Genomic DNA, 19,531 nt, shown 5'->3' with positions numbered 1-19,531 from the left:
GCCTGCGCCGGGGGGCCGGCCGTGGGCGGGTGCCGCGCCGCCCCCGTGCCCCCGGCCCCCCCCCGCCGGGGGGGACCCCCCCCCGACACCGGCGCGCCCCCTGCGGCTCTCTTCGCGGCCGACGCGTGGGCACGGGTCGGGTTGGTGGGCACTCGCCGTGGGCCGACGGTGCCGCACGGCGTACAGGGGGCGGTGCAGGGCGGCGCCGCATGGGGGGCGCCGAAGGGGGGCGCCGAAGGGGGGCCGTTCGGCGGTGTGCGGGGGGCCTGGTCAGCCGGTCACGAACCGTACCTCTCGTGCTCGTACCACCGTGCCCAGGCGGGGGAAGTCCAGCCGGGTCGACGCCTCGTGTTCCGCCGCCGTGAAGGCGGCCATCGCGTCCTCCACGAAGACCAGGTCGTAGCCCAGGTCGCCGGCGGCGCGGGCGGTGGACTCGACGCCCAGGTTGGTGGCGATACCGCCGAACACCAGGGTGCGGACGCCGCGTTCGCGCAGCCGCTCGTGGAGGTCCGTGCCCTGGAAGGCACCGATCGTCCGCTTCACGACCTCGACGTCGCCGTCCCGGGCGAGGCCCGCCACCAGGCCGCTGCCCGGCGGCTGTTCGGCGAGACCGGGGCGTTCGACGCGGACGAGGACCACGGGTGCGCCGGCCGAGCGGAAGGCGGCGGCCAACTCCTCGGCGGTGGACAGGACTTCGGTGCCCTTGCGGGGCTCCAGGGGGAGCGCGACGATCCGGTCCATCAGATCGACGAGGACGAGGGCGCTGCGCGCGGGATCGAGGGCTAGGGGTGCGGTCATGACGGAACGTTATCCGTCGTCAGCCCTCCGTATCAGCCGTCCGTGCCGGAAATTCGGATCAACAGGCCCATGAACCGGTCGCGTTCGGCCGCCGAGAGCGGGGCGAGCAGCTCCTCGTTGGCCGCGCGCGCCGCCCTCTCGCAGCGTTTCAGCAGGTGTGCGCCCTCCGGGGTGATCGACACCGCGTTCTTGCGGCGGTCCTTGGGGTCCGGCTCGCGAACGACGAGTTCCGCGGCCTGGAGGTCGTTCAGGACGCCGACCAGGTCCTTGGGGTCGAGGCTCACGGCCCGGCCGAGGTCGGCCTGCGCGACGGGTGCGAGGTCACGGACGGCGGAGAGCACCACGTGGTGCCACATCTTCAGCCCCTCGGCCGCAAGCGCCTCGGTCACCAGGGCACGCCCTCGGGCGGCCGCGCGGCCCAGCAGCCAACTGGGCAGGGAACGGATCTCCGCGAGGGGCTCTTGGGACGACATGGTGCCAGACTACCGGCAAGTCGTTGGACTTCCCAATAAATAAGGGATACCGTTGGGAGTCCCAACGGTTTATGGAGGTGCGATGCGCCGCGTCCGCTACGAATCCCCCGGCGGCCCCCTGTTCCTGGAGGAGGCCGCCGTTCCGGAACCCGGCCCCGGCGAGCTCCTCGTCCGCTGCGAGGCCATCGGCGTCACGCTTCCCGTCGTCCGCAAGGTCACCGAGGCCGCCGAACCGATCGCGCTCGGCGGTGAGATCGCCGGAGAGGTGGTGGCCCTCGGCGAGGGCGTCGGCCGCTTCGGGGTGGGCGACCGTGTGACCGGCCTGTGCTTCGGGCACGGTTACGCCGACTTCGCGACGCTCCACGAGTCCATGGCCTCCCCGATACCCGACTCGGCGACCGCCGTCGACGCGGTCGCCCTCGTCCGCAGCGGTCTGGTCGCCCTGGGCGCCCTGGAGGCCGCCCGTCCCGAACCCGGCGAGGCCGCTCTCGTCACGGCGGCGGCGAGCGGGGTCGGCCATCTGGCCGTGCAGTTGGCGCGGCTGCGGGGCGCGCGGCGGGTCGTGGGCGCCGTCTCCGATCCGGCGAAGGCCGCTTTCGTACGCTCCCTCGGCGCGGACACCGTCGCCGTCTACGGCGACGAGAGCTGGGGCGAGCCCGTCGACTACGCCCTCGACGCGGTGGGCGGCGAGCTGCTCACCCCGGCGCTCGCGGCACTGGCGCCCGGCGGGCGGCTGGTGGCGTACAGCTCGGGCGGCGGGACGATCCGAGCGTACGACCTTCTCGTGGGCGCCAAGTCCGTGATCGGCTTCCAGATGGCGCGGATCGCCCGCGGGCGGCCGGAGTCGTACGAGAAGTGGCGGCGGGAGCTGTGGCGGCTGTTCGCGGAAGGGGCGCTGAAGCCCGCCGTGCACGGGGAGTTCGGGCTCGGGGACGCGGCGAGGGCGCATGCGGCGGTCGAGGCGCGGAGCAACCTGGGCAAGGTGGTGCTGCGACCGTGAAATCCGCGGCCGCACGCTCCTTGTGAGGCTCCGGACGCCGCAACTAGCCTCTGTGACACGGACATCGGACGTAGGATGTCCGGATGTCCAGACCTCTGAAGGGCGGGTTCGCACCATGCCGTCACGTCTTCGCACACGTCTGAGAGCCACCCTCGCCATCCTGTTCACCACGGCCGCGCTGCTCGTGCCGGCTAACACGGCTCATGCCCAACGGGAGGGCGCGGGCGGGGACTTCGAGCAGCAGGTGCTGTTCAGGGCCTCGCAGGACCCGGGTTACGCCTGCTTCCGGATACCGGCGATCGTGAAGACCGAGGACGGCACGCTGCTCGCGTTCGCCGAGGGCCGGGTGCTCAACTGCGGGGACGCCGCCGACATCGACATCGTGCTCAAGCGGTCCACGGACGGCGGGCGGACCTGGGGCCCGCTGCGGGTGGTCACCGACGGCGGCGGGGACACCCACGGCAACCCGGCGCCGGTCGTGGACCGCGCGACGGGCCGCGTCCTGCTGGCCGAGACCTGGAACACCGGCCGTACGGACGGCGCCAGTTGCTCGGTGCCCTGCGACCGCACCCCGCATCTGCAGTACAGCGACGACGACGGTCTGACCTGGTCGCAGCCGCGTGACCTGAGCGACGAGATCCTCCCGGCCGACTGGAACTCCTGGTACGCCACAGGGCCCGTCCACGGCATCCAGCTCACCCGTGGCCGGCACGCCGGACGCCTGGTCTTCGGCGTCAACACCGAGACCTGGAAGGGCGAGCGAAGCGAGAGGGGGGTCACGCCGGCCGAGGGCGGGGGGAGGGTCACCGCCAACCACGCGGCGCTGGTCGTCAGCGACGACGGGGGCGACCACTGGCGGATCGGTGCCACGGACAGCCGGCCGGTCGCGGACGACGGCACCTTCCGGCAGAAGCCCTCCGAGATGACCCTGGCCGAGCGCGCCGACGGCTCGGTCCTCGTCAGCGGACGGGAGACCGACGGCACCGATCTCGGTCACCGCACCCAGGCGGTCAGCCGCGACGGCGGGGACAGCTTCACCGCGCCGTTCCGCGACCTGCCCGACCTCTACACCCCCATGGTCCAGGGCTCCGTGCTGGGCCTGGGCGACCGCCTCCTGCTCGCCTGCCCCGGCGACCCCGACCGGCGGCGGACCATGATGATCCGCTCCTCCTACGACGGCGGGCGCACCTGGGACAGCGTCGACCGCGGCACGGTCGTGACCACGGACTGGTCCGGCTACTCCGACATGGCGCGCGTCGACCACGACACGGTGGGGCTGCTGTACGAGGGCGGCGCGGTGGACGCCCGCGACGAGATCCGGTTCGCCCGCTTCACCGAGGACTGGCTCCAGCCCCGCCGGGGCCCCGACCCGACCACCGCCGACCTGGCCCCGCACGCCCGTCCGGCGGCCGTGCTCGGCGGCGCCCGGGAGACGGACGGCGTGTTCGGCGGCGCCCTGGAGTTCGACGGCGCCGACGACGCCGTACGCCTGCCGTACAGCGACCGGCTCCCCCTCGGGACCAGGGACTTCACGGCGTCGCTGTGGTTCCGGTACACCGCCGCGAGCGGTGAGCAGCCGCTGCTGTGGATGGGCGGGACCGGCACCACCCAGCCGCAGGTCTGGCTGCGCGGCGAGCCCGCGAACAACCGCGTCCAGGGCCTCATCACGGTCCGCGACGGCGCTTCGGCCCCCCGGTCGGCGTCCGTGAGCACCACCGGCGCCCGCAACGACGGCCAGTGGCACCACCTGGCCCTGCGCCGCGGCGGAGGGCGGCTCTCCCTGTTCGTCGACGGTACGCGCAGCGACACCGCCGATGTGCCGGGGTCGGTCAGCCGCAACTCGCCGTTCGGGGTGCACATCGGCCAGCGCATGGACAGCCGGGCGTACTTCACCGGCGCGATCGACGACGTCCAGGTGTGGGACCGGGCGCTGAGCGACGAGGAGTCGGCCGACGGGCGGGCCCTGTCCGCGCCGGACGCGAGGAACATGAAGGACTCGGTCCTGTGGCTGCCCATGGACCGCGTGCGCGGGAGCCACTAACGTCCCGTGGGTGCCCGACGACGTACGAGCACGACAGCGGACGGGAACCGGCCTCGGCCTGCTGCTGGCGCTGGTTCTCGGAGCCGTGCTGCTCACCGCCCTTCCGGACGACGGCGAACGGGAGGGCGGTGGGTGCACCCCGTACACGACCGCCGCCTGGTCCGGGGACGACCGCCTCACCGGTGAGTTCACCCGCTACGGCGACGACGAGACCCGTACCGACGACTGGACCGGCGGTGACGGCACCCACTCGGTGCGGCTGCCGGACGGCCGGGTGCTGTGGCTGTTCTCGGACACCTATCTGGGCCAGGTGCACGCCCCGCCCAACCCGGTCGGCGAGTCCGCCGCCTGGCGGGACACCTCGGCGCCGCTGGTGCGGAACTCGGCCGTGGTGATGCGGGCCGGCCGCCTGGAGAGCACGCTTCCCGCCCCGCTCTTCGCGGATCCGGCTCCGAACCAGTGGCGCTGGCCGGTCGCGGCGCGCGTCGAGCCGCGCTCCCCGGGTTCGTCCGAGAAGGTCGTGCGGGTCCTGCTGTGGGTGCGGACGGCCGGACAGTCCCCGTGGATCTACGGCGTCCCGACGGCCACCGAGGTCGCCACGCTCTCCCTGCCGGAGCTGCGGGTCGAGTCGGTCGTGAAGGTGCTCGACCAGAGCCTGGTCGCCGACCCCTCCCGGCGGGTCCTGTTCGGCACGACCCTGACCGAACAGGGCGGCTGGACCTATGTGTTCGGTGGCGACGACGGACAGGCGGCCTCCCGGCCGGTCTCGTCGGCGTATGTCGCCCGGGTGGCCGACGGACGGCTCGCGGATCCCTCGGCGTGGCGGTACTGGGACGGCTCGGGGTGGGGGCCGCGGCCCGCCGCGGTGCGCGGGGCGAAGGTGGGCAGCGCCTTCTCGGTGGTGCGGGTGAACAAAACCTATGTGCTGTTCACGATGGCCGCGGGGGCGGCAGGCCTGACCACCGTGACCTCGTACTGGTCCTGCTCCCCCACCGGCCCCTGGCACGGTCCGACGAAGAACTTCAGCCCCTCGCTGCCGGCGGCCGGGGTGGCCGCGTACAACCCGCAGGCGCAACCGGCGGTGTCCGACGGCGGCTTCGGCACGGGCGGCGGACGGCTGGTGCTCAGCTATGACGTCAACTGGCTGGAGACGACGGGGGCTTCCGCGAGCATCAACGCGAACGTGTCCCTGTACCGGCCGCGGTTCGTGACGGTGCGGCTGGTGCGGGCCCGGTGATCTCCGCGCTGTCGCCGGCGGTCTCCTCCTGGGGGTCGCGCGAGCGGCGCTTGGCGATGACCGCGCAGACCATCAGCTGCATCTGGTGGAAGAGCATCAGCGGCAGCACGGCCAGCGAGGCATGGGCGCCGAACAGGACGCTCGCCATGGGCAGCCCGGAGGCCAGGGACTTCTTGGAGCCGGCGAACTGGATGGCGATCCGGTCCTCGCGGTCGAAACGCAGCGCCTTGCCGCCGTACCAGGTCAGGGCCAGCATCACGGCGAGCAGGACGGCCTCGACGACCAGCAGCCCGCCGAGCCGGGCCGGGCTCACCTGATGCCAGATGCCCTGGACCATGCCCTCGCTGAACGCGGTGTAGACGACCAGCAGGATCGAGCCGCGGTCCACCAGTCCGAGCACCTTCTTGTGGCGTGCGACGAAGCCGCCGATCCACCGGCGCAGCACCTGCCCGGCGACGAAGGGCACCAGCAGTTGGAGCACGATCTGGACGAGCGAGTCGGCCGAGAACCCGCCGGCGCTGCTGCCCAGCAGGGCCGCCGCGAGGAGCGGGGTGATCACGATGCCGACGAGGGAGGAGAAGGAGCCCGCGCAGATCGCCGCCGGAACGTTTCCCCGGGCGATCGACGTGAAGGCGATCGACGACTGGATGGTCGACGGGACGAGCGTGAGGAAGAGCAGGCCCTGGTAGAGCGGGTGGGTCAGGAGGACCGGGACGAGACCGCGGGCGGCCAGCCCCAGCAGCGGGAAGATCACGAACGTACAGACGAGGACCGTGCCGTGCAGCCGCCAGTGCTTGAGTCCGTCCAGGGCCTCGCGGGTGGAGAGCCGGGCGCCGTAGAGGAAGAAGAGGAAGGCGATCGCGGCCGTGGAGGCGCCCGAGGCCACGTCGGCCCCCGTCCCGCGGGCCGGGAACAGGGCGGCGAGGCCCACCGTCCCGAGCAGCAGCAGGATGTACGGGTCGATCGGCATCCAACTCGGCCAACGCAGGCGTTTCACGGTGCTCCACTTGCTCGTCGATGTCAGGCGCTCCGGGTGTGGGGCACGGAGTACCCCGCTCCATCGTCCTCCTCGCACGGCCGATCGGGAATCCGTCATACCGCTCTCACTGCCATCACGTATCGCGATAGGCAGCTACCCTTCCTTTCATGTACGACCCCTCCCACCTGCGCACCTTTCTGGCGGTCGCCCAGACCCTGAGTTTCACCCAGGCCGCGCGTCGGCTGGGGCTGCGCCAGTCGACGGTCAGCCAGCACGTACGGCGCCTGGAGGACGCCACCGGCCGCCAGCTGTTCTCCCGGGACACGCACTCGGTGGAGCTGACGGAGGACGGCGAGGCGATGCTCGGTTTCGCGCGCCGGATCCTGGAGGTGCACGAGCAGGCGTCGGCGTTCTTCACCGGCACCCGGCTGCGCGGCCGGCTCCGCTTCGGCGCCTCGGAGGACTTCGTGCTGACCCGGCTGCCGGAGATCCTGGAGGGCTTCCGCCACGACCATCCCGAGGTCGACCTGGAGCTGACGGTCGAACTGTCCGGGACGCTCCACGAGCAGCTGGCGGCGGGGAAACTGGACCTGGTGCTGGCCAAGCGGCGCCCGGAGGATCCACGCGGGCAGCTGGTCTGGCACGACGAGCTGGTGTGGATCGGCGCGGAGCGACTGCGTCTGGACGCGGACCGCCCGGTCCCGCTGATCGTCTTCCCGCCGCCGGGCATCACCCGCGCCCTCGCCTTCGAGTCCCTGGAGCGGGAGGGCCGGTCCTGGCGTATCGCGTGCACCAGCGGGAGTCTGAGCGCCCTGATCGCGGCGGCCCGCGCGGGCCTCGGTGTGATGGCCCACTCGCGCGGGCTGGTCCCGCCGGGCCTGGTCCGCGTCCCCGACCGCTTCGGCCTGCCGGAACTGGGCCGCGTCGACTTCGTCCTGGTCCACGGCCGCCGTCCCACCTCGGCCCAGAGCGCGGCGGACGCCCTGGCGGCGACGATCCTGGCAGGCGGGGACCGGCTGCAACGCAGACGCGGTGGTTAGCGGGGCCGGGGCCGGGGCGGCGCCGTGGCGGTCGGGTTGTGGGAGCCCGTGGTGGACGGTGTGACGAATTCCGCCCCCGAAACGCAGACGGAGGAGACGGTCCGAACACGCCCGTGAAGCCTTTGACCTGCGGTCAAAGGCCGTAGTCAGGTCGTACAGATTCGGTGGAGATTGCGGGACCGAAACTTACTCAACCGTCAGTTTTCTGTCCGACCCTTCCTGATGTGAGGGCATTTTCCGGCCGTGACCGGGGCGGTACGTGAGGATTGCTCGGCTTCGGCCCCCCTCCCGCCCGGTGGCCGGGTGGGGTAGCTTTCACGGCGCTTGCGAGTCTCTGAATCAGCGCTGAGGAACGGGGAGCGGGTTTGCGCGAGTTCACCAACCCTCCGTTGACGTCGGTGCCGCCGGTGGGCGGTCTGGCCGATGTCGTCTTCGAGCGTGCCCAGGAGGACCCGCTGCACATCTCCCTCGGCCGCAAGGACGAGAACGGGCAGTGGCGCGACGTGACGGCGGCCGAGTTCCGGGACGAGGTCCTGGCCCTCGCCAAGGGACTGCTCGCCCGCGGCATCCGGTTCGGCGACCGGGTCGCCATCATGTCCCGCACCCGCTACGAGTGGACGCTGTTCGACTTCGCGCTGTGGACGATCGGCGCCCAGGTGGTGCCGATCTACCCCACCTCGTCGGCGGAGCAGTGTTTCTGGGCGCTGTACGACGCCGAGTGTTCGGCGGCGGTCGTGGAGCACGAGGACCACTCGATGACGATCGCCAGTGTCATCGACCGGCTGCCGCAGCTGCACCAGCTGTGGCAGCTGGACATCGGCGCCGTGCAGGAGCTGTACGACGCCGGCGCCCACATCGACGACGAGGTGGTGCACCGGCACCGCACGGCGGTCACCCCGGAGTCGACCGCGACGATCATCTACACCTCCGGCACCACGGGCCGCCCCAAGGGCTGTGTGATCCCGCACGGCAGCTTCATGTGGGAGGCGGACACGGTCGCCGAGCACTGGGAGCCCGTCTTCCACTCCAAGAAGGGCGACGAGGCGGCGACCCTGCTGTTCCTGCCGCTCGCCCACGTCTTCGGACGGATGGTGCAGGTGGCCGCGATCCGCCGCGGGGTCCGCTTCGGCCATCAGCCGCAGCTGAACGCGGCGGCGCTGCTGCCCGACCTGGTCGCGTTCAGGCCGACCTTCATCCTCGGGGTGCCGTACATCTTTGAGAAGGTCTTCAACGCCTCCCGGCGCAAGGCCGAGAAGGAGGGCAAGGCCGGCCCGTTCGAGAAGGCCGTCGAGGTCGCCGTGAAGTACGCGGACGCCGTCGAGGCGAAGGCCTGGGGCACCGGGCCCGGCCCGTCGGCGGGTCTGCGGATGCAGCACCAGCTGTTCGACAAGCTCGTCTACTCCAAGGTGCGGGCGGCGATGGGCGGCCGTATCCGCAACGCCATGACGGGCGGCTCCGCGATGGACCGCCGGCTCGGCCTGTTCTTCGCGGGCGCGGGTGTGCAGATCTACGAGGGCTACGGCCTCACCGAGTCGACGGCGGCGGCGACCGCCAACCCGCCCGAGCGCACCCGCTACGGCACGGTCGGTCAGCCCATCCCCGGCGTCACCGTGCACATCGCGGACGACGGTGAGATCTGGCTGTACGGCCCGAACATCTTCCAGGGCTACCTCAACAACCAGAAGGCCACCGACGAGACCCTGCACGACGGCTGGCTCGCCACCGGCGACCTGGGCTCCCTCGACGAGGACGGCTATCTCACCATCACCGGCCGCAAGAAGGAGATCCTGGTGACCTCCGGCGGCAAGAGTGTCTCCCCGGGGATGCTGGAGGAACGGGTCCGCGACCACCCCCTGGTCAACCAGTGCATCGTCGTGGGCAACGACCGGCCGTACATCGCCGCCCTGGTCACCCTGGACATCGAGGCCGTCGAGCACTGGCTGACCATGCGGGGCAAGCCGCAGATGCCGCCGGCCGAGCTGGTGCGCGACGCCGACCTGGAGACGGAGGTGCGGCGCGCGGTGGTCGCCGCCAACACCCTCGTCTCACAGGCCGAGTCGATCCGCACCTTCCGGATACTGGCCCAGCCCTTCACCGAGGAACACGGTCTGCTGACCCCGTCCCTGAAGCTGAAGCGCAAGGCCATCGAGAACGCCTACGCCAACGAGGTGGAGGCCCTCTACCAGGCCTGACCGGCGAAGGGCCGCTCCGGAAGGTCTCCTAACCGATCGTCACGCGGAAGAGTTTGTCCGACCCGTCCGGCTGGTTGCCGTTGTTGTCGCAGTTGGTGGTGGACAGCCACAGCTGATCGGCGCCCGGCACCTTGGTGACCGTCCGCAGGCGCCCGTACGTACCGACGTAGTACGCCGTCGGTGTGCCGACGCTCTCGTTGTCGCCGTTGATCGGGATCCGCCACAGCCGTTCGCCGCGCAGGGACGCCATGTAGACGACGTTGCGGACGATGGCGATACCGCTCGGGGACGCCTCGGAGACGTTCCAGGTGGCCTTGGGGTTGGTCATCCCGGAGACGCTGCAGGTGCCCTCACAGGTCGGCCAGCCGTAGTTGGCGCCCGGCTTGATCAGGTTCAGCTCGTCCTTGGAGCTGTTGCCGAACTCCGCCTCCCACAACCGGCCGTTGCGGTCGAAGGCGAGGCCCTGCGGATTGCGGTGGCCGTAACTGTAGACATAGTTTCCGAACGGGTTGCCGGGGGCCGGTTTCCCGTCGGTCGTCATGCGAAGGATCTTTCCGTTCAGGGAGTTCTTGTCCTGCGCCAGGTCGGGCGTCTGGGCCTCGCCGGTGGAGACGTAGAGATAGCCGTCGGGGCCGAAGAGGAGCCGTCCGCCGTTGTGGTAGCGGTTCTTCTTGATGCCCTGGAGCAGGATCTTGTAGTCGCTGAGCTTGGTGCCGTCGTAGGTCATGCGCACGACCCGGTTGCCCTCGTCGGCGGTGTGCATGAAGTAGACGTAGTGGTTGGTGTCCCACTTGGGGTCGACGGCGACGCCGAGCAGTCCGCCCTCGCCGTTGGTGGTGACGGCGTTCGGGACGGTGCCCACCTGGGTCCTGGTGCCGTCCTTGGTGACCTTCCAGACCTTGAAGTCGTCCCGCTCGGTGACCAGGGCGGTCTTGCCGTCGGGCATCCAGTAGGTGCCCCAGGGGATGGTCCAGCCGCTGGAGAGCGTGGCGATGGAGGACGGGACGCCGCCGTCGGTGGCGCACGCCTTCGTGGTGAAGGTGACGGTGTTGCTTGCCTCGGAGACGTTGCCGGCCGCGTCCCGGGCGACGACGTTCAGGCTGTAGGGGCTGTTGCAGGCGAGCCCGGTGAGCGTGGTCGACGTGCCGCTGGTGACCGTGTCGTAGACGGTGGTGTCACTGCGCACGTCGTAGGCGACGACCGCCTTGTCGTCGGTCGAGGCGCCCCACTTGAGGTCGGCGCTGTTGGCGGTGACGTTGCTCGCGGACAGCGTGCCCGGCTTGCTCGGCGGGGTGGTGTCGGAGCTGGGCTTGGTGGTGCAGTCGACGACCGGGCTGGCGGACGAGGTGTTGCCCGCCGCGTCACGGGCGATCACCGTGAGGTTGTAGTCGGTGTTCGGGGTGAGCCCGGTCAGCGCCTTGGAGGTCGAACTCCCCGGCGCCTCACCGATCTTGTTGCCGTGCTCGTAGATGTCGTACGCGCTCACCCCCACGTTGTCCGTGGAGGCGCCCCAGGCCAGGGTCAGCGCGTCCTCGCCGATGTCCGAGCAGCTGGGCTGTCCGGGGCGGGTCGGGGCCTGGGTGTCGGCGGCCGCGGCGAGGCTGACGCGGTCGAGGTTGGGGCCCCCGTTGGCGGTGGTGGCGGTCGCCCGGATCTTGTCGGTGCCCGCGGTCAGCGGGACATTGACGGTCTTGGTGACCCAGGTGTTCCAGTCGGCGGTGGCCGGGAAGGACACCCCGGAGGCGACGACCGTGCCGTTGACGGAGATGTCCATCGGCCGGTCGGCGGAGGTCCCGTTGGCGTAGCGCAGGGTGAGGGCGGAGGTGCCGGCGGAGGCCGCGCTCACCGTGAACTCCACATACGAGCCTTTGATGTTGGTGTAGTCCACGAAGCCGGTGCCGGTGTAGCCGGTGTGGTTGGTGGCGACGGTGCCCTGTGAGATCTGGGCGTCCTCGGCCTGGTAGTCGGTGGCTGCCAGCGCGGTGCCCTGGCCGAGGCCGGCGAGCGGCAGCGCCAGGGCCGCCGCGACGCCGTACGGCAGAACTCTTCTGATGTTCACGGATGTTCCCCTCAGCCCGTGTACTGGGTGAAGACCTTGAGGTAGTCGTACGGCTGCTGCGTCACGCCGCTGCAGGCGTCGCCGTCGGTGCCCGAGCCGCAGGCCCGGTCGCGGTTGACGGCCCAGTAGGTGAGCCGTCCGATGTGGTGCTGCTGGGCGTAGGCGAGCATGGTCTTGAAGTCGGCCACCCGTACCCGCTCACCGGAGTCGTCGGTCTTGCCGTTCATGGACGACAGCCCGATGTGGGTGTAGGCGGTGGCGTCGCTGTAGCCGTAGGCCGACTTCACCTGGGCCTTGAGTCCTTCCATGGCCTTGGTGGTGAGGCTGCCCATGTTGGTGGTGCCGCCGCCGAAGTCGAACGGCATGATGCACCAGACGTCGTTCGCCAGGCCGGAGTTGGCGGCTCGCTTGATCATGTCAGTGCCGGTGGAGTCGGGGCCGCTGGTCGTGGTGCCGAAGGTGATGACGGTCTTCAGGCCGGAGTTGTTGGCCTTCACCGTCTTCAGCGCGTCGACCACCCGCTGCCGCACGGTCGCGTTGGACCACTCGGTGTTCTCGATGTCGATGTCGAGGGCCTTCAGCTTGTAGGCGCTGATGACCTTCTGGTAGGCGCCGGCGAGCGCGGAGGCGCTGGAGCACTTCTCGCCGAGCTTGTTGCCGCTCCAGCCGCCGACGGAGACGACGACGTCACCGCCCGCCGCTCTGATCGCGTTGATGGTGGACTGGTCGCTGCCCCCGGTCAGCGGGCGTGAGCCGTCCCACTTCGGGTTGCAGGTGCCGTCGGAGAGGATGAAGGCGAGGGTGAACCACTTGACGCCGGTCGCGGACATCACGGAGGTCGGGCTCTGCGGATTGCCCCAGCCGAGGTACTCGTAGGGGGCGACGGCCATGCCGGGTGAAGCGGCGGCGCTCTTCAGGGAGTTCACGGGCTTGACCCGGATCAGCCGGGTCTCTCCCGGGCGCAGGGTGGCGCTGTAGGAACCCGCGATCACGCCCTTGTGGGACCCGGACCACAGGTCGGTGACGTCGCCGGAGCCGCTGAAGCCGACCTGCGACCAGTTCACGCTCACGGTCGCGCTGCCCGACGTACCGGTGTTGAACAGCGCCACGACGTACTGGCCGTCGCTCTCCTTCTTGCTCCAGACCTGCTGGACACCGCTGTTGACGATCCGTTTCGCGGCCACGCCGTCCTGGTCGACCCCGATCAGCCGGTCGTTGGTCAGCATCGCCTTGTCGACGGAGTCGAGGTGGGTGAGATCGGTGCCGAGCAGCAGCGGGGAGGCCGCCATCGCCCACAGGGTGAAGTGGGAGCGGCGCTGATCGGCCGTCAGGCCCACCTGGTCGCCGTTGCCGACCTCCAGCGAGTCCAGGTCGTTCCAGCCGCCTGTGCCGGCGTACGGCTGCCAGGTCGCCGCCGTGTTGAAGCGGGCGGAGACATGGGACCAGTCGGTCAGCGGATAGCCGCTGCCGTTGGAGCCGGGCCCGCAGTAGCACTCGACGTCACCCTGGGTGCGCCAGCTGTTCGCCAGTTTGCGCCAGGTGGAGGCGTCCGCGATCGGCAGGTTGTTGGACAGGGCGAAGTTGATGGGCCGTCCGCTGGCCCGCAGCGCCTTGTCCCAGGCCTGGACGTCGGGGATGTCCTGGCTGCCCACACCGTCGATCTTCAGGTAGTCGACGCCCCAGGAGGCGAACTGCTTCGCCCAGGAGTTGACGAACTCCTGCGCGCCCGGCTTCCCGTAGTCGATGTAGTACATGTTCTTGCAGTTGTAGTTCTTCTCGGTCTTGGACGTGTCCGCGATGTCCTTGGCGTGGTAACTCGTGCCCTCGATCGGTGTGTTCTTCAGGACGGCGTTCTTGGCGATGCCGGGGGTGACGTAGAAGCCGAACTTCAGGCCCTTGGAGTGGACGTAGTCGGCCACGGCCTTGATGCCGTCGGGGAACTTGGCCGGGTCCACGGCCCACCGTCCGTAGGAGTCGACGGTGAAGCCGTTGTCGTCGCACTTCTGCCAGAAGTCGTCGAGGTTGACGTAGACGAAGCCGTGGTCCTTCAGGCCGCTCGACACCAGCGCGTCGGCCTGTGCCTCGATCTTGGCCTCGGTCGGCTGGCGCCGTACGAAGCTCCAGCTGCTCCAGCCCATGGCGGGCCGGACCGACTGGCCGTTGTCCGAGGCGGCCGCGGGATGCGCCGCGGTCAGCAGCGGGATCGCCGGGGCCGACAGCAGGGCGGCCACCGCGGCCGCCAGTGCTCTGATGCGGGTCATGACTTTCCCCCGTTCGTGGGTGTGGCGTACGACGTGCCGATCCACGCCTCGTCGACGCGCAACCGCTTGTAGCGGGTGGTGTCGGTGGAGGCGGCCCAGGTGGTGTCCACTTCCAGGCGGACATAGCGGGCGTTCGCGGCGCTGAGGTCGATTCCCTGGATTCCACGGCGACTCGGCAGCTGGCCGGTCTTGACCGCGCTCCCCCAGGTGGAGCCGTCGTTACTCAGGAACACCTTGTAGTCCTTGATCCGCGCCGACTGCTCGGTGTCCGAGCGGGCGTAGGCGACGGAGTCCTCGCGCTGGTTGAGGCCGATGTACTGGACCTTCTTGGCCGAGCCCAGGTCGAAGGTGAGGTTGACCGGGAGCGTCTTGTTGCTGTCCCAGTAGGTGAGGTAGTCGCCGTCACCGGCGGCCGACGCGGCGTGTCCGCTCGCGGAGGCGCTCGCGCTGACCTTGACGCCGGTGAGGATGCCCTGGCGGCCGGCCGTGGTGACCTTGAAGACCGTGTCGTACGGGTCCCAGGTGCCGAGCCCGCTCAGGGTGAGCACGCCGCCGGACTGCGACCACGAAACCGCCGCTCCCGTGCGGAGGTTGGTGACGGAGGCGATGCGGTAGCCGTTGTCCCGCACGCGCAGGGTGCTGGTGCTGGGCGGGGTCAGGACGTGGATGTACTGCCGGTTCGCGTCGTCCTTGGCGATGGTCGTCACGCCGTACGCGCCGTCGTTCCAGGCGCCGGGCTTGAGGCCGCCGTACATGTAGCCGCCGCCCTCGGTGCCGTGCAGGGATTCCCAGATCGGGTCGAGGTAGGAGTCCGCGAAGGTGTTGAAGGAGGCCTGGTTGGAGGGGAACTTGCCGTTCACCTGTGCGGTCTCGGCCATCAGCGCCTTCACCGAGGAGCCGGCGTTGGTGATCAGCCGGCCGAGGGTGAGCTGTTTGTCGACGGACGGGTTGGAGCCGTCGTACCACCAGGCGCCGGTGGAGGGCAGTTTGAAGTCGGCCTCGGTCAGGCGGGGTTGGGCGGTGTAGACGGCCTGCGGATAGTCGTAGGCCGGGGTCATGCCCGTCTTCTGCTCATTGCTGATCATGTCCATGATCGGCGTGTCTTCGTTGTTGTTGCTGAGCGTGTAGTTCGGGCGCTTGTCGTAGATCTGCTGGTAGAGGTTGTGGCTCTCCCAGTAGGAGTTGTCGTTGTCGATCCAGAAGCCGCCGAGGTCGGGGTAGCGGTCCATGACCTCGAAGAAGTTGTCGTAACTGAACTGCCCGAAGCCGTCGTTGGTGGTCAGGTCGACGTTCTTGCCCTTGTAGGCGGAGTACGCGGCCGAGTCGAGCCACTCGTGACCGCCCTCGTCGTGCCACTGGGGGTCGTTGGTCATGTAGAGGATGACCTTCATGCCCTTGGCCTTGGCGGCCGTGATCAGCTCGCCGAGGAAGTCCCGCTTGGTGGAGCAGGATCCGGGGATCTTGGACGGCCAGGGGCGGGCGTAGCCGAGGCGGCTGTGGAAGGTGGCGAGGACCAGGTACTGGGTGTGCAGCTTCTGGGCCTCGTTCACCCAGTAGTCGGGCGTCCAGCCGCCGCTGGTGACGTCGTTCTCCCACGCGGTGCAGCTGGTGTGGGCGGGTGCGGTGCGCAGGCCCCAGTGCAGGAAGAGGCCGCCGACGGAGGCGCGGAGGAAGTCCTGGCGGGGGTTCTCCAGGTCGAGCGGTTTCACCGCCGTACTGCTGCCGCAGTCCTGGCTTCCCGAGACGCGCAGGGCGCCGCCGGAGGTGTTGTGACTGTCCGTCAGGCAGCCGCCGGTGACGTCCTGGAAGGCCACGTCGAAGGGCGAGTTGCTGCCCTTCTGCGCGGTGAACCGGGTGAGCCGGATGCCGCCGGCCGAGTTGGCGATGAACGCGGGCCGGCCGTCGTTCGAGGCGAACTTGACCGAGCTGTCGGTGAACTGGACGTTGTCGGCGTTGTGGAGGTACCAGCCGTAGGCGGGCCGGGTGCCGATGGCCTTGGGGTTGTAGTCGTTCGGGTCGTTGCTCGGCACGGCCGTGGACATGGTGCCGTTGCCGCCGGGGACCGTGATGTCGACGTTGGTGAAGGTCACGCCGTTGATGCGGTGGCCGGACTCGCCCCACAGGGTCGGGCTGAAGGAGGGGCTGTTGCCGGTCGCGGTGATGTGGTCGTATGTGATGTCGCTGATCGATCCGACACCGGGACTGTTGCCGCAGCGCTTGCGGGTGCCGATCTTCTGCATGATCGGCGAGTGGACGTTGGTCATCGTGATGTCGCGGTAGTGGACGTCCGAGATCTTCGCGCCGTCCATGGAGACCATGCCGAGCCCGGACTTGTCCGCGCCGTCGATGCGGATGTTCTCGAACTGGTAGTCCGAGAAGTCGCCGCAGGTCTCGGAGCCGAACATCAGGGCGTTGCAGCACTTGGCGCCGAGCGTCGAATCGCTCACCCGCACATGGCCGTTGGGGAGCTTGGCGCCGAGGGCGTAGTCGCTCTTGAAGACCAGTGCGTCGTCGTTGGCGTGGATGGTGGCGTTGGTGATCGTGGCGTCGGTCGTCGAGATGACGTTCCAGCCGTCGCGGTCGCTCGCGGTGTCGATCGTCAGGTGGTCCGACGTCACGTTCTTGCAGCCGTTGATGAGGGCCGCGAAGTGACCGCCCCGGCGCAGCGTGAGACCGTCGCCGATCCGGAGTCCGTCGCACCTGGTCAGCGAGATGATCTTGTCGGCCTCGCCGGACTTGGGGTTGCCGGTGATCAGGTTGCCGGCGCCGTCGATGACGCCCTGGCCCACGAAGCCGATGTCGGTCAGCTTGTCGCCGTAGATCATCGCGTCGTGGAAGTGGCTGTGGCCGTAGTCCTGGTAGGAGTCGTACGGGTTGGACTCGGCCTTGTCGTAGGTGTCGGCGCTGGAGCCCTGGAGTGTGGCGCCCTTGTCGAGCTGGAGCGTCACATGGCTCTTCATGTGGAGCGTGTTCTTGGACTTGTAGGTGCCGGAGGGGAAGCGGACGGTGCCGCCGCCCGCGGCGTTGGCGGCCGTGATGGCCTTGTCGATGGCCGGGCTGTCGTTGCTGGAGCCGTCGCCCTTGGCGCCGTAGTCGCGCACGTTGTACTCGGCGGCGGCGCGCACGGCGCCCTGCGGGGCGGCGAGGGCCGCGGGATGGGTGAGGCCGAGGACGACGGCCACCACGAAGAGGACGACGGCCGCCGCTCGGCGGCGCGGGTCAGTGGGGGGTGTCATGGTGACGGCTCCTCACACGAGTTGGTAGCCGCGGAGGTTGGTCAGCAGGAGATAGGTGTCCTGCAGGGACCCGGAGGTGTCGCCGAGGGAGCGGTAGATGCCCCACTTCGGGCGCACCCGGTCGGCCAGGAAGGTGTCGACGCCGGTCTTCGACTTGTCGATGACGGTCGAGCCGCCGGACTTGAGGATCCAGCGGACGGAGCCCGCCGAGCCGTTGCCGACCTTGATCTGGAAGTCGACGTCGGTCCACTGGTCGTGCAGCGGGTCGAGGTCGGTGCGGCCGATGAGGGTGCCGGAGATGGGCAGGGTCAGCTCGATGGTCTGCTTGCCGCTCACCCGGCGCAGGGACTGCGTGACGATCGGGGAGGAACCGGCACCGGGCTGCTTCATCTGCATGATGTGGGTGAAGGTGGTGGTCGCCTTCAGCGAGCTCGGGATGTACATCGAGTAGGTGACCCGCCAGGTCTGGCCCTCGTTCCACTTGAGGTAGCTGCTGGAACTCGTGCGCAGACCCGTGACCTCCTGGCGCTGACGGTCGGTCGAGGTGTCCCGGTCCACCATGTGCATGTTGAAGCGCCAGTTGTTGCCCGTGGCGAAGATGTGCGGATGCCCCGCGGGGTGGGAGTCGGCCCGGTCGTCCTCGATCGTCTCGAAGGCGCCGAGGCCGTCGCCGCTCGCGGAGGGAGCCCACTTCTGCTGCCAGGAGGCCGCGTGGGCGGTGGCGGGCAGGCCGATGGCAGCTCCGGCCGCGCCCGCGACCGCCGCGCCCAGCAATGCCCTTCTGGACGTGCTCATGACACTAATCTCCTCGCAGTTGCTCGTTCATGATCAGGAAGGCGCCCAGGCCGTGGAAGTCGTTGGTGGCCCGGTCACGTGCGATGTAGTACGCGTAGTCGCCGACGTTGGTGCCGATGGAGATGTCGGCGAGGTTGGTGCGGCCGTCGGAGCCGACCGAGAGCTTCGCCAGCACTCCCTGGTAGCCGCGGTGCGCGACCGCGCCGTAGTGCGGGTCGAGGTAGCCCTGTTGCACGCCGCGGGACAGGGCGTAGGTGAACATGCTGGAGCAGGAGGTCTCGGTCCAGTTGTCGGAGCGGTCTCCCTTGTCCATCACCTGGAACCAGCGGCCGGTGGCCGGGTCCTGGTACTTCTCCAGCCCCGCTGCCAACTTGCGGAAAATGGTGAGGAGTTGCGGACGCCGTGACTGGTTCGCCGGAATGGCGTCCAGGACGTTGACGAGTGCCATGGAGTACCAGCCCACGGCCCGGCACCAGTGCTCGGGGGCGAGCCCGGTCTGCGGATCGGCCCAACTCGCGCTCCTGGACTCGTCGTAGGCGTGCTTGAGCAGTCCGTTCGCGACCTGCAGATGGCTGCCGTAGACGTACAGCTGCTTGGCCGCCTCGTCGTCGGTGTACGCGCTGTCGCCGAACTCCTTGCCGTACTCGACGAGGAACGGGTTCACCATGTAGACGCCGTCCGACCAGAGTTGATGGGCCCGACTGGAGGTGTCCGCGTGCCAGAAGCCGCCGTCGGCGGTGCGCGGGTAGGTGTTCAGGCGGTCGCGGATCTTCTTGGCCGCCTTGCGGTAGCGGTCCTGGCCGGTCTCGTGGTGCAGGATCACCAGGAGCCGGCCGGCCTGCATGCTGTCCAGGCTGTTGAAGGACTGGTCGATCGAGCCGTCGCTCTTCACGAAGCGGTCGACGTAGCTCTTGATGTAGGCGAGCGAGCGGGGGTCATGGGTGCGCTTGTACGTGAGGTACTGGCCGTAGAGGTAGAGACCGACCGGGTAGGACCAGCCGCCGATGGTGCTCGGCGTGTAGCGGGCCATGGTGGAGTCGACGACCGCCACCGACCAGTCGGTGGCGGCGGACGGACGGTGGACGGCCTCGGCCGCGAGGGCCGTCGGTGGGGCCGCCGCCGGCAGGGCGGCGACGGTCACGGTGGCGAGTGCGAGGGTCGTCAGGGCCGTGCCCAGGCGACGGTGTCTCATGTTCCTCCCTCTCGATGGGTCGGAGGCATGGAAACATCGGAGGAAAATGCCGTGAAACCGTTCACATGCATGTCTCAAGTTCAGGAACTCGTTCGTCAGCGGGGTCCAGAGTCGCGGCAGAAGGTCCGGCGGTCAATGGTCCGGACCGCAGAGGTCGGATGCATTTCCGGCCATTCTCGCCATCCAGCCACTGACTCACCGGTCAGTTCCGGTGCGGACACATCGGTC

At 69.6% G+C, this 19,531-nt stretch carries 13 protein-coding genes; 5 read left to right on the top strand and 8 right to left on the bottom strand.

Going from position 1 to position 19,531, the window contains the following annotated elements:
• Positions 1 to 270: 270 nt before the first annotated feature.
• Both ABZT17_RS35390 and ABZT17_RS35385 read right to left on the bottom strand, forming a co-directional pair.
• Positions 271 to 798 carry an isochorismatase family protein gene (locus ABZT17_RS35390; RefSeq protein ID WP_356355202.1) on the bottom strand — a complete coding sequence of 176 codons (528 nt, stop codon included), beginning with the start codon at positions 796 to 798 and terminating at the stop codon, positions 271 to 273.
• A gap of 32 nt (positions 799 to 830) precedes the next feature.
• On the bottom strand, positions 831 to 1,271 hold the full coding sequence (locus ABZT17_RS35385; RefSeq protein WP_356355201.1) for a MarR family transcriptional regulator: 441 nt from the start codon (positions 1,269 to 1,271) through the stop codon (positions 831 to 833).
• A gap of 82 nt (positions 1,272 to 1,353) precedes the next feature.
• Between ABZT17_RS35385 and ABZT17_RS35380 the strand changes: the two genes are divergently transcribed.
• The 3 genes from ABZT17_RS35380 (at position 1,354) to ABZT17_RS35370 (ending at position 5,549) form a co-directional block, all read left to right on the top strand.
• Positions 1,354 to 2,271: a zinc-binding dehydrogenase gene (locus ABZT17_RS35380; protein ID WP_356355200.1), complete on the top strand. Its 918-nt coding sequence runs from the start codon at positions 1,354 to 1,356 to the stop codon at positions 2,269 to 2,271.
• A 115-nt stretch (positions 2,272 to 2,386) separates the two neighbouring features.
• Entirely contained in the window at positions 2,387 to 4,312 is a 1,926-nt protein-coding gene (locus tag ABZT17_RS35375; protein WP_356355199.1) for a sialidase family protein, read from the top strand.
• Between the two features lie 10 nt (positions 4,313 to 4,322).
• Positions 4,323 to 5,549 (top strand): DUF4185 domain-containing protein, encoded by a 1,227-nt coding sequence (locus ABZT17_RS35370; RefSeq protein ID WP_356355198.1) that lies wholly within the window; start codon positions 4,323 to 4,325, stop codon positions 5,547 to 5,549.
• On the opposite strand, the gene ABZT17_RS35365 is transcribed toward ABZT17_RS35370, so the two are convergent.
• On the bottom strand, positions 5,485 to 6,519 hold the full coding sequence (locus tag ABZT17_RS35365) for a bile acid:sodium symporter family protein (protein ID WP_356355204.1): 1,035 nt from the start codon (positions 6,517 to 6,519) through the stop codon (positions 5,485 to 5,487). The genes ABZT17_RS35370 and ABZT17_RS35365 overlap by 65 nt on opposite strands.
• A gap of 176 nt (positions 6,520 to 6,695) precedes the next feature.
• Between ABZT17_RS35365 and ABZT17_RS35360 the strand changes: the two genes are divergently transcribed.
• Together ABZT17_RS35360 and ABZT17_RS35355 are read left to right on the top strand one after the other, a co-directional pair.
• Positions 6,696 to 7,568, top strand: a complete 873-nt coding sequence (locus ABZT17_RS35360; RefSeq protein WP_356355196.1) for a LysR substrate-binding domain-containing protein — start codon at positions 6,696 to 6,698, stop codon at positions 7,566 to 7,568.
• Between the two features lie 365 nt (positions 7,569 to 7,933).
• A complete protein-coding gene (locus ABZT17_RS35355; RefSeq protein WP_356355194.1) occupies positions 7,934 to 9,760 on the top strand; it encodes an AMP-dependent synthetase/ligase in 1,827 nt (608 codons plus the stop codon).
• 28 nt (positions 9,761 to 9,788) lie between these two features.
• Here the strand turns inward: ABZT17_RS35355 and ABZT17_RS35350 are convergent, their stop codons facing one another.
• Genes ABZT17_RS35350 through ABZT17_RS35330 form a run of 5 tightly spaced genes read right to left on the bottom strand, consistent with a single transcriptional unit; the run spans position 9,789 to position 19,303 of the window.
• Positions 9,789 to 11,819: a PQQ-dependent sugar dehydrogenase gene (locus ABZT17_RS35350; RefSeq protein ID WP_356355193.1), complete on the bottom strand. Its 2,031-nt coding sequence runs from the start codon at positions 11,817 to 11,819 to the stop codon at positions 9,789 to 9,791.
• A gap of 11 nt (positions 11,820 to 11,830) precedes the next feature.
• Positions 11,831 to 14,080, bottom strand: a complete 2,250-nt coding sequence (locus tag ABZT17_RS35345; RefSeq protein ID WP_356355191.1) for an alpha-galactosidase — start codon at positions 14,078 to 14,080, stop codon at positions 11,831 to 11,833.
• A complete protein-coding gene (locus tag ABZT17_RS35340; protein WP_356355189.1) occupies positions 14,077 to 17,316 on the bottom strand; it encodes a glycosyl hydrolase family 28 protein in 3,240 nt (1,079 codons plus the stop codon). The genes ABZT17_RS35345 and ABZT17_RS35340 overlap by 4 nt, the downstream gene beginning before the upstream one ends.
• A 12-nt stretch (positions 17,317 to 17,328) precedes the next feature.
• The gene (locus ABZT17_RS35335) at positions 17,329 to 18,111 is read right to left on the bottom strand and encodes a heparin lyase I family protein (protein ID WP_356355187.1); all 783 of its coding nucleotides are present in this window, start codon (positions 18,109 to 18,111) and stop codon (positions 17,329 to 17,331) included.
• A 4-nt stretch (positions 18,112 to 18,115) separates the two neighbouring features.
• Positions 18,116 to 19,303, bottom strand: a complete 1,188-nt coding sequence (locus ABZT17_RS35330) for a glycoside hydrolase family 88 protein (RefSeq protein WP_356355185.1) — start codon at positions 19,301 to 19,303, stop codon at positions 18,116 to 18,118.
• Between the last annotated feature and the right edge of the window lie 228 nt (positions 19,304 to 19,531).

The organism is Streptomyces sp. NPDC005648 (assembly GCF_040605395.1).
In the GTDB taxonomy this organism is placed as follows: domain Bacteria; phylum Actinomycetota; class Actinomycetes; order Streptomycetales; family Streptomycetaceae; genus Streptomyces.
Note: the sequence above shows the minus strand (reverse complement) of the source record. Positions and strands in the feature narration are given on the sequence as shown.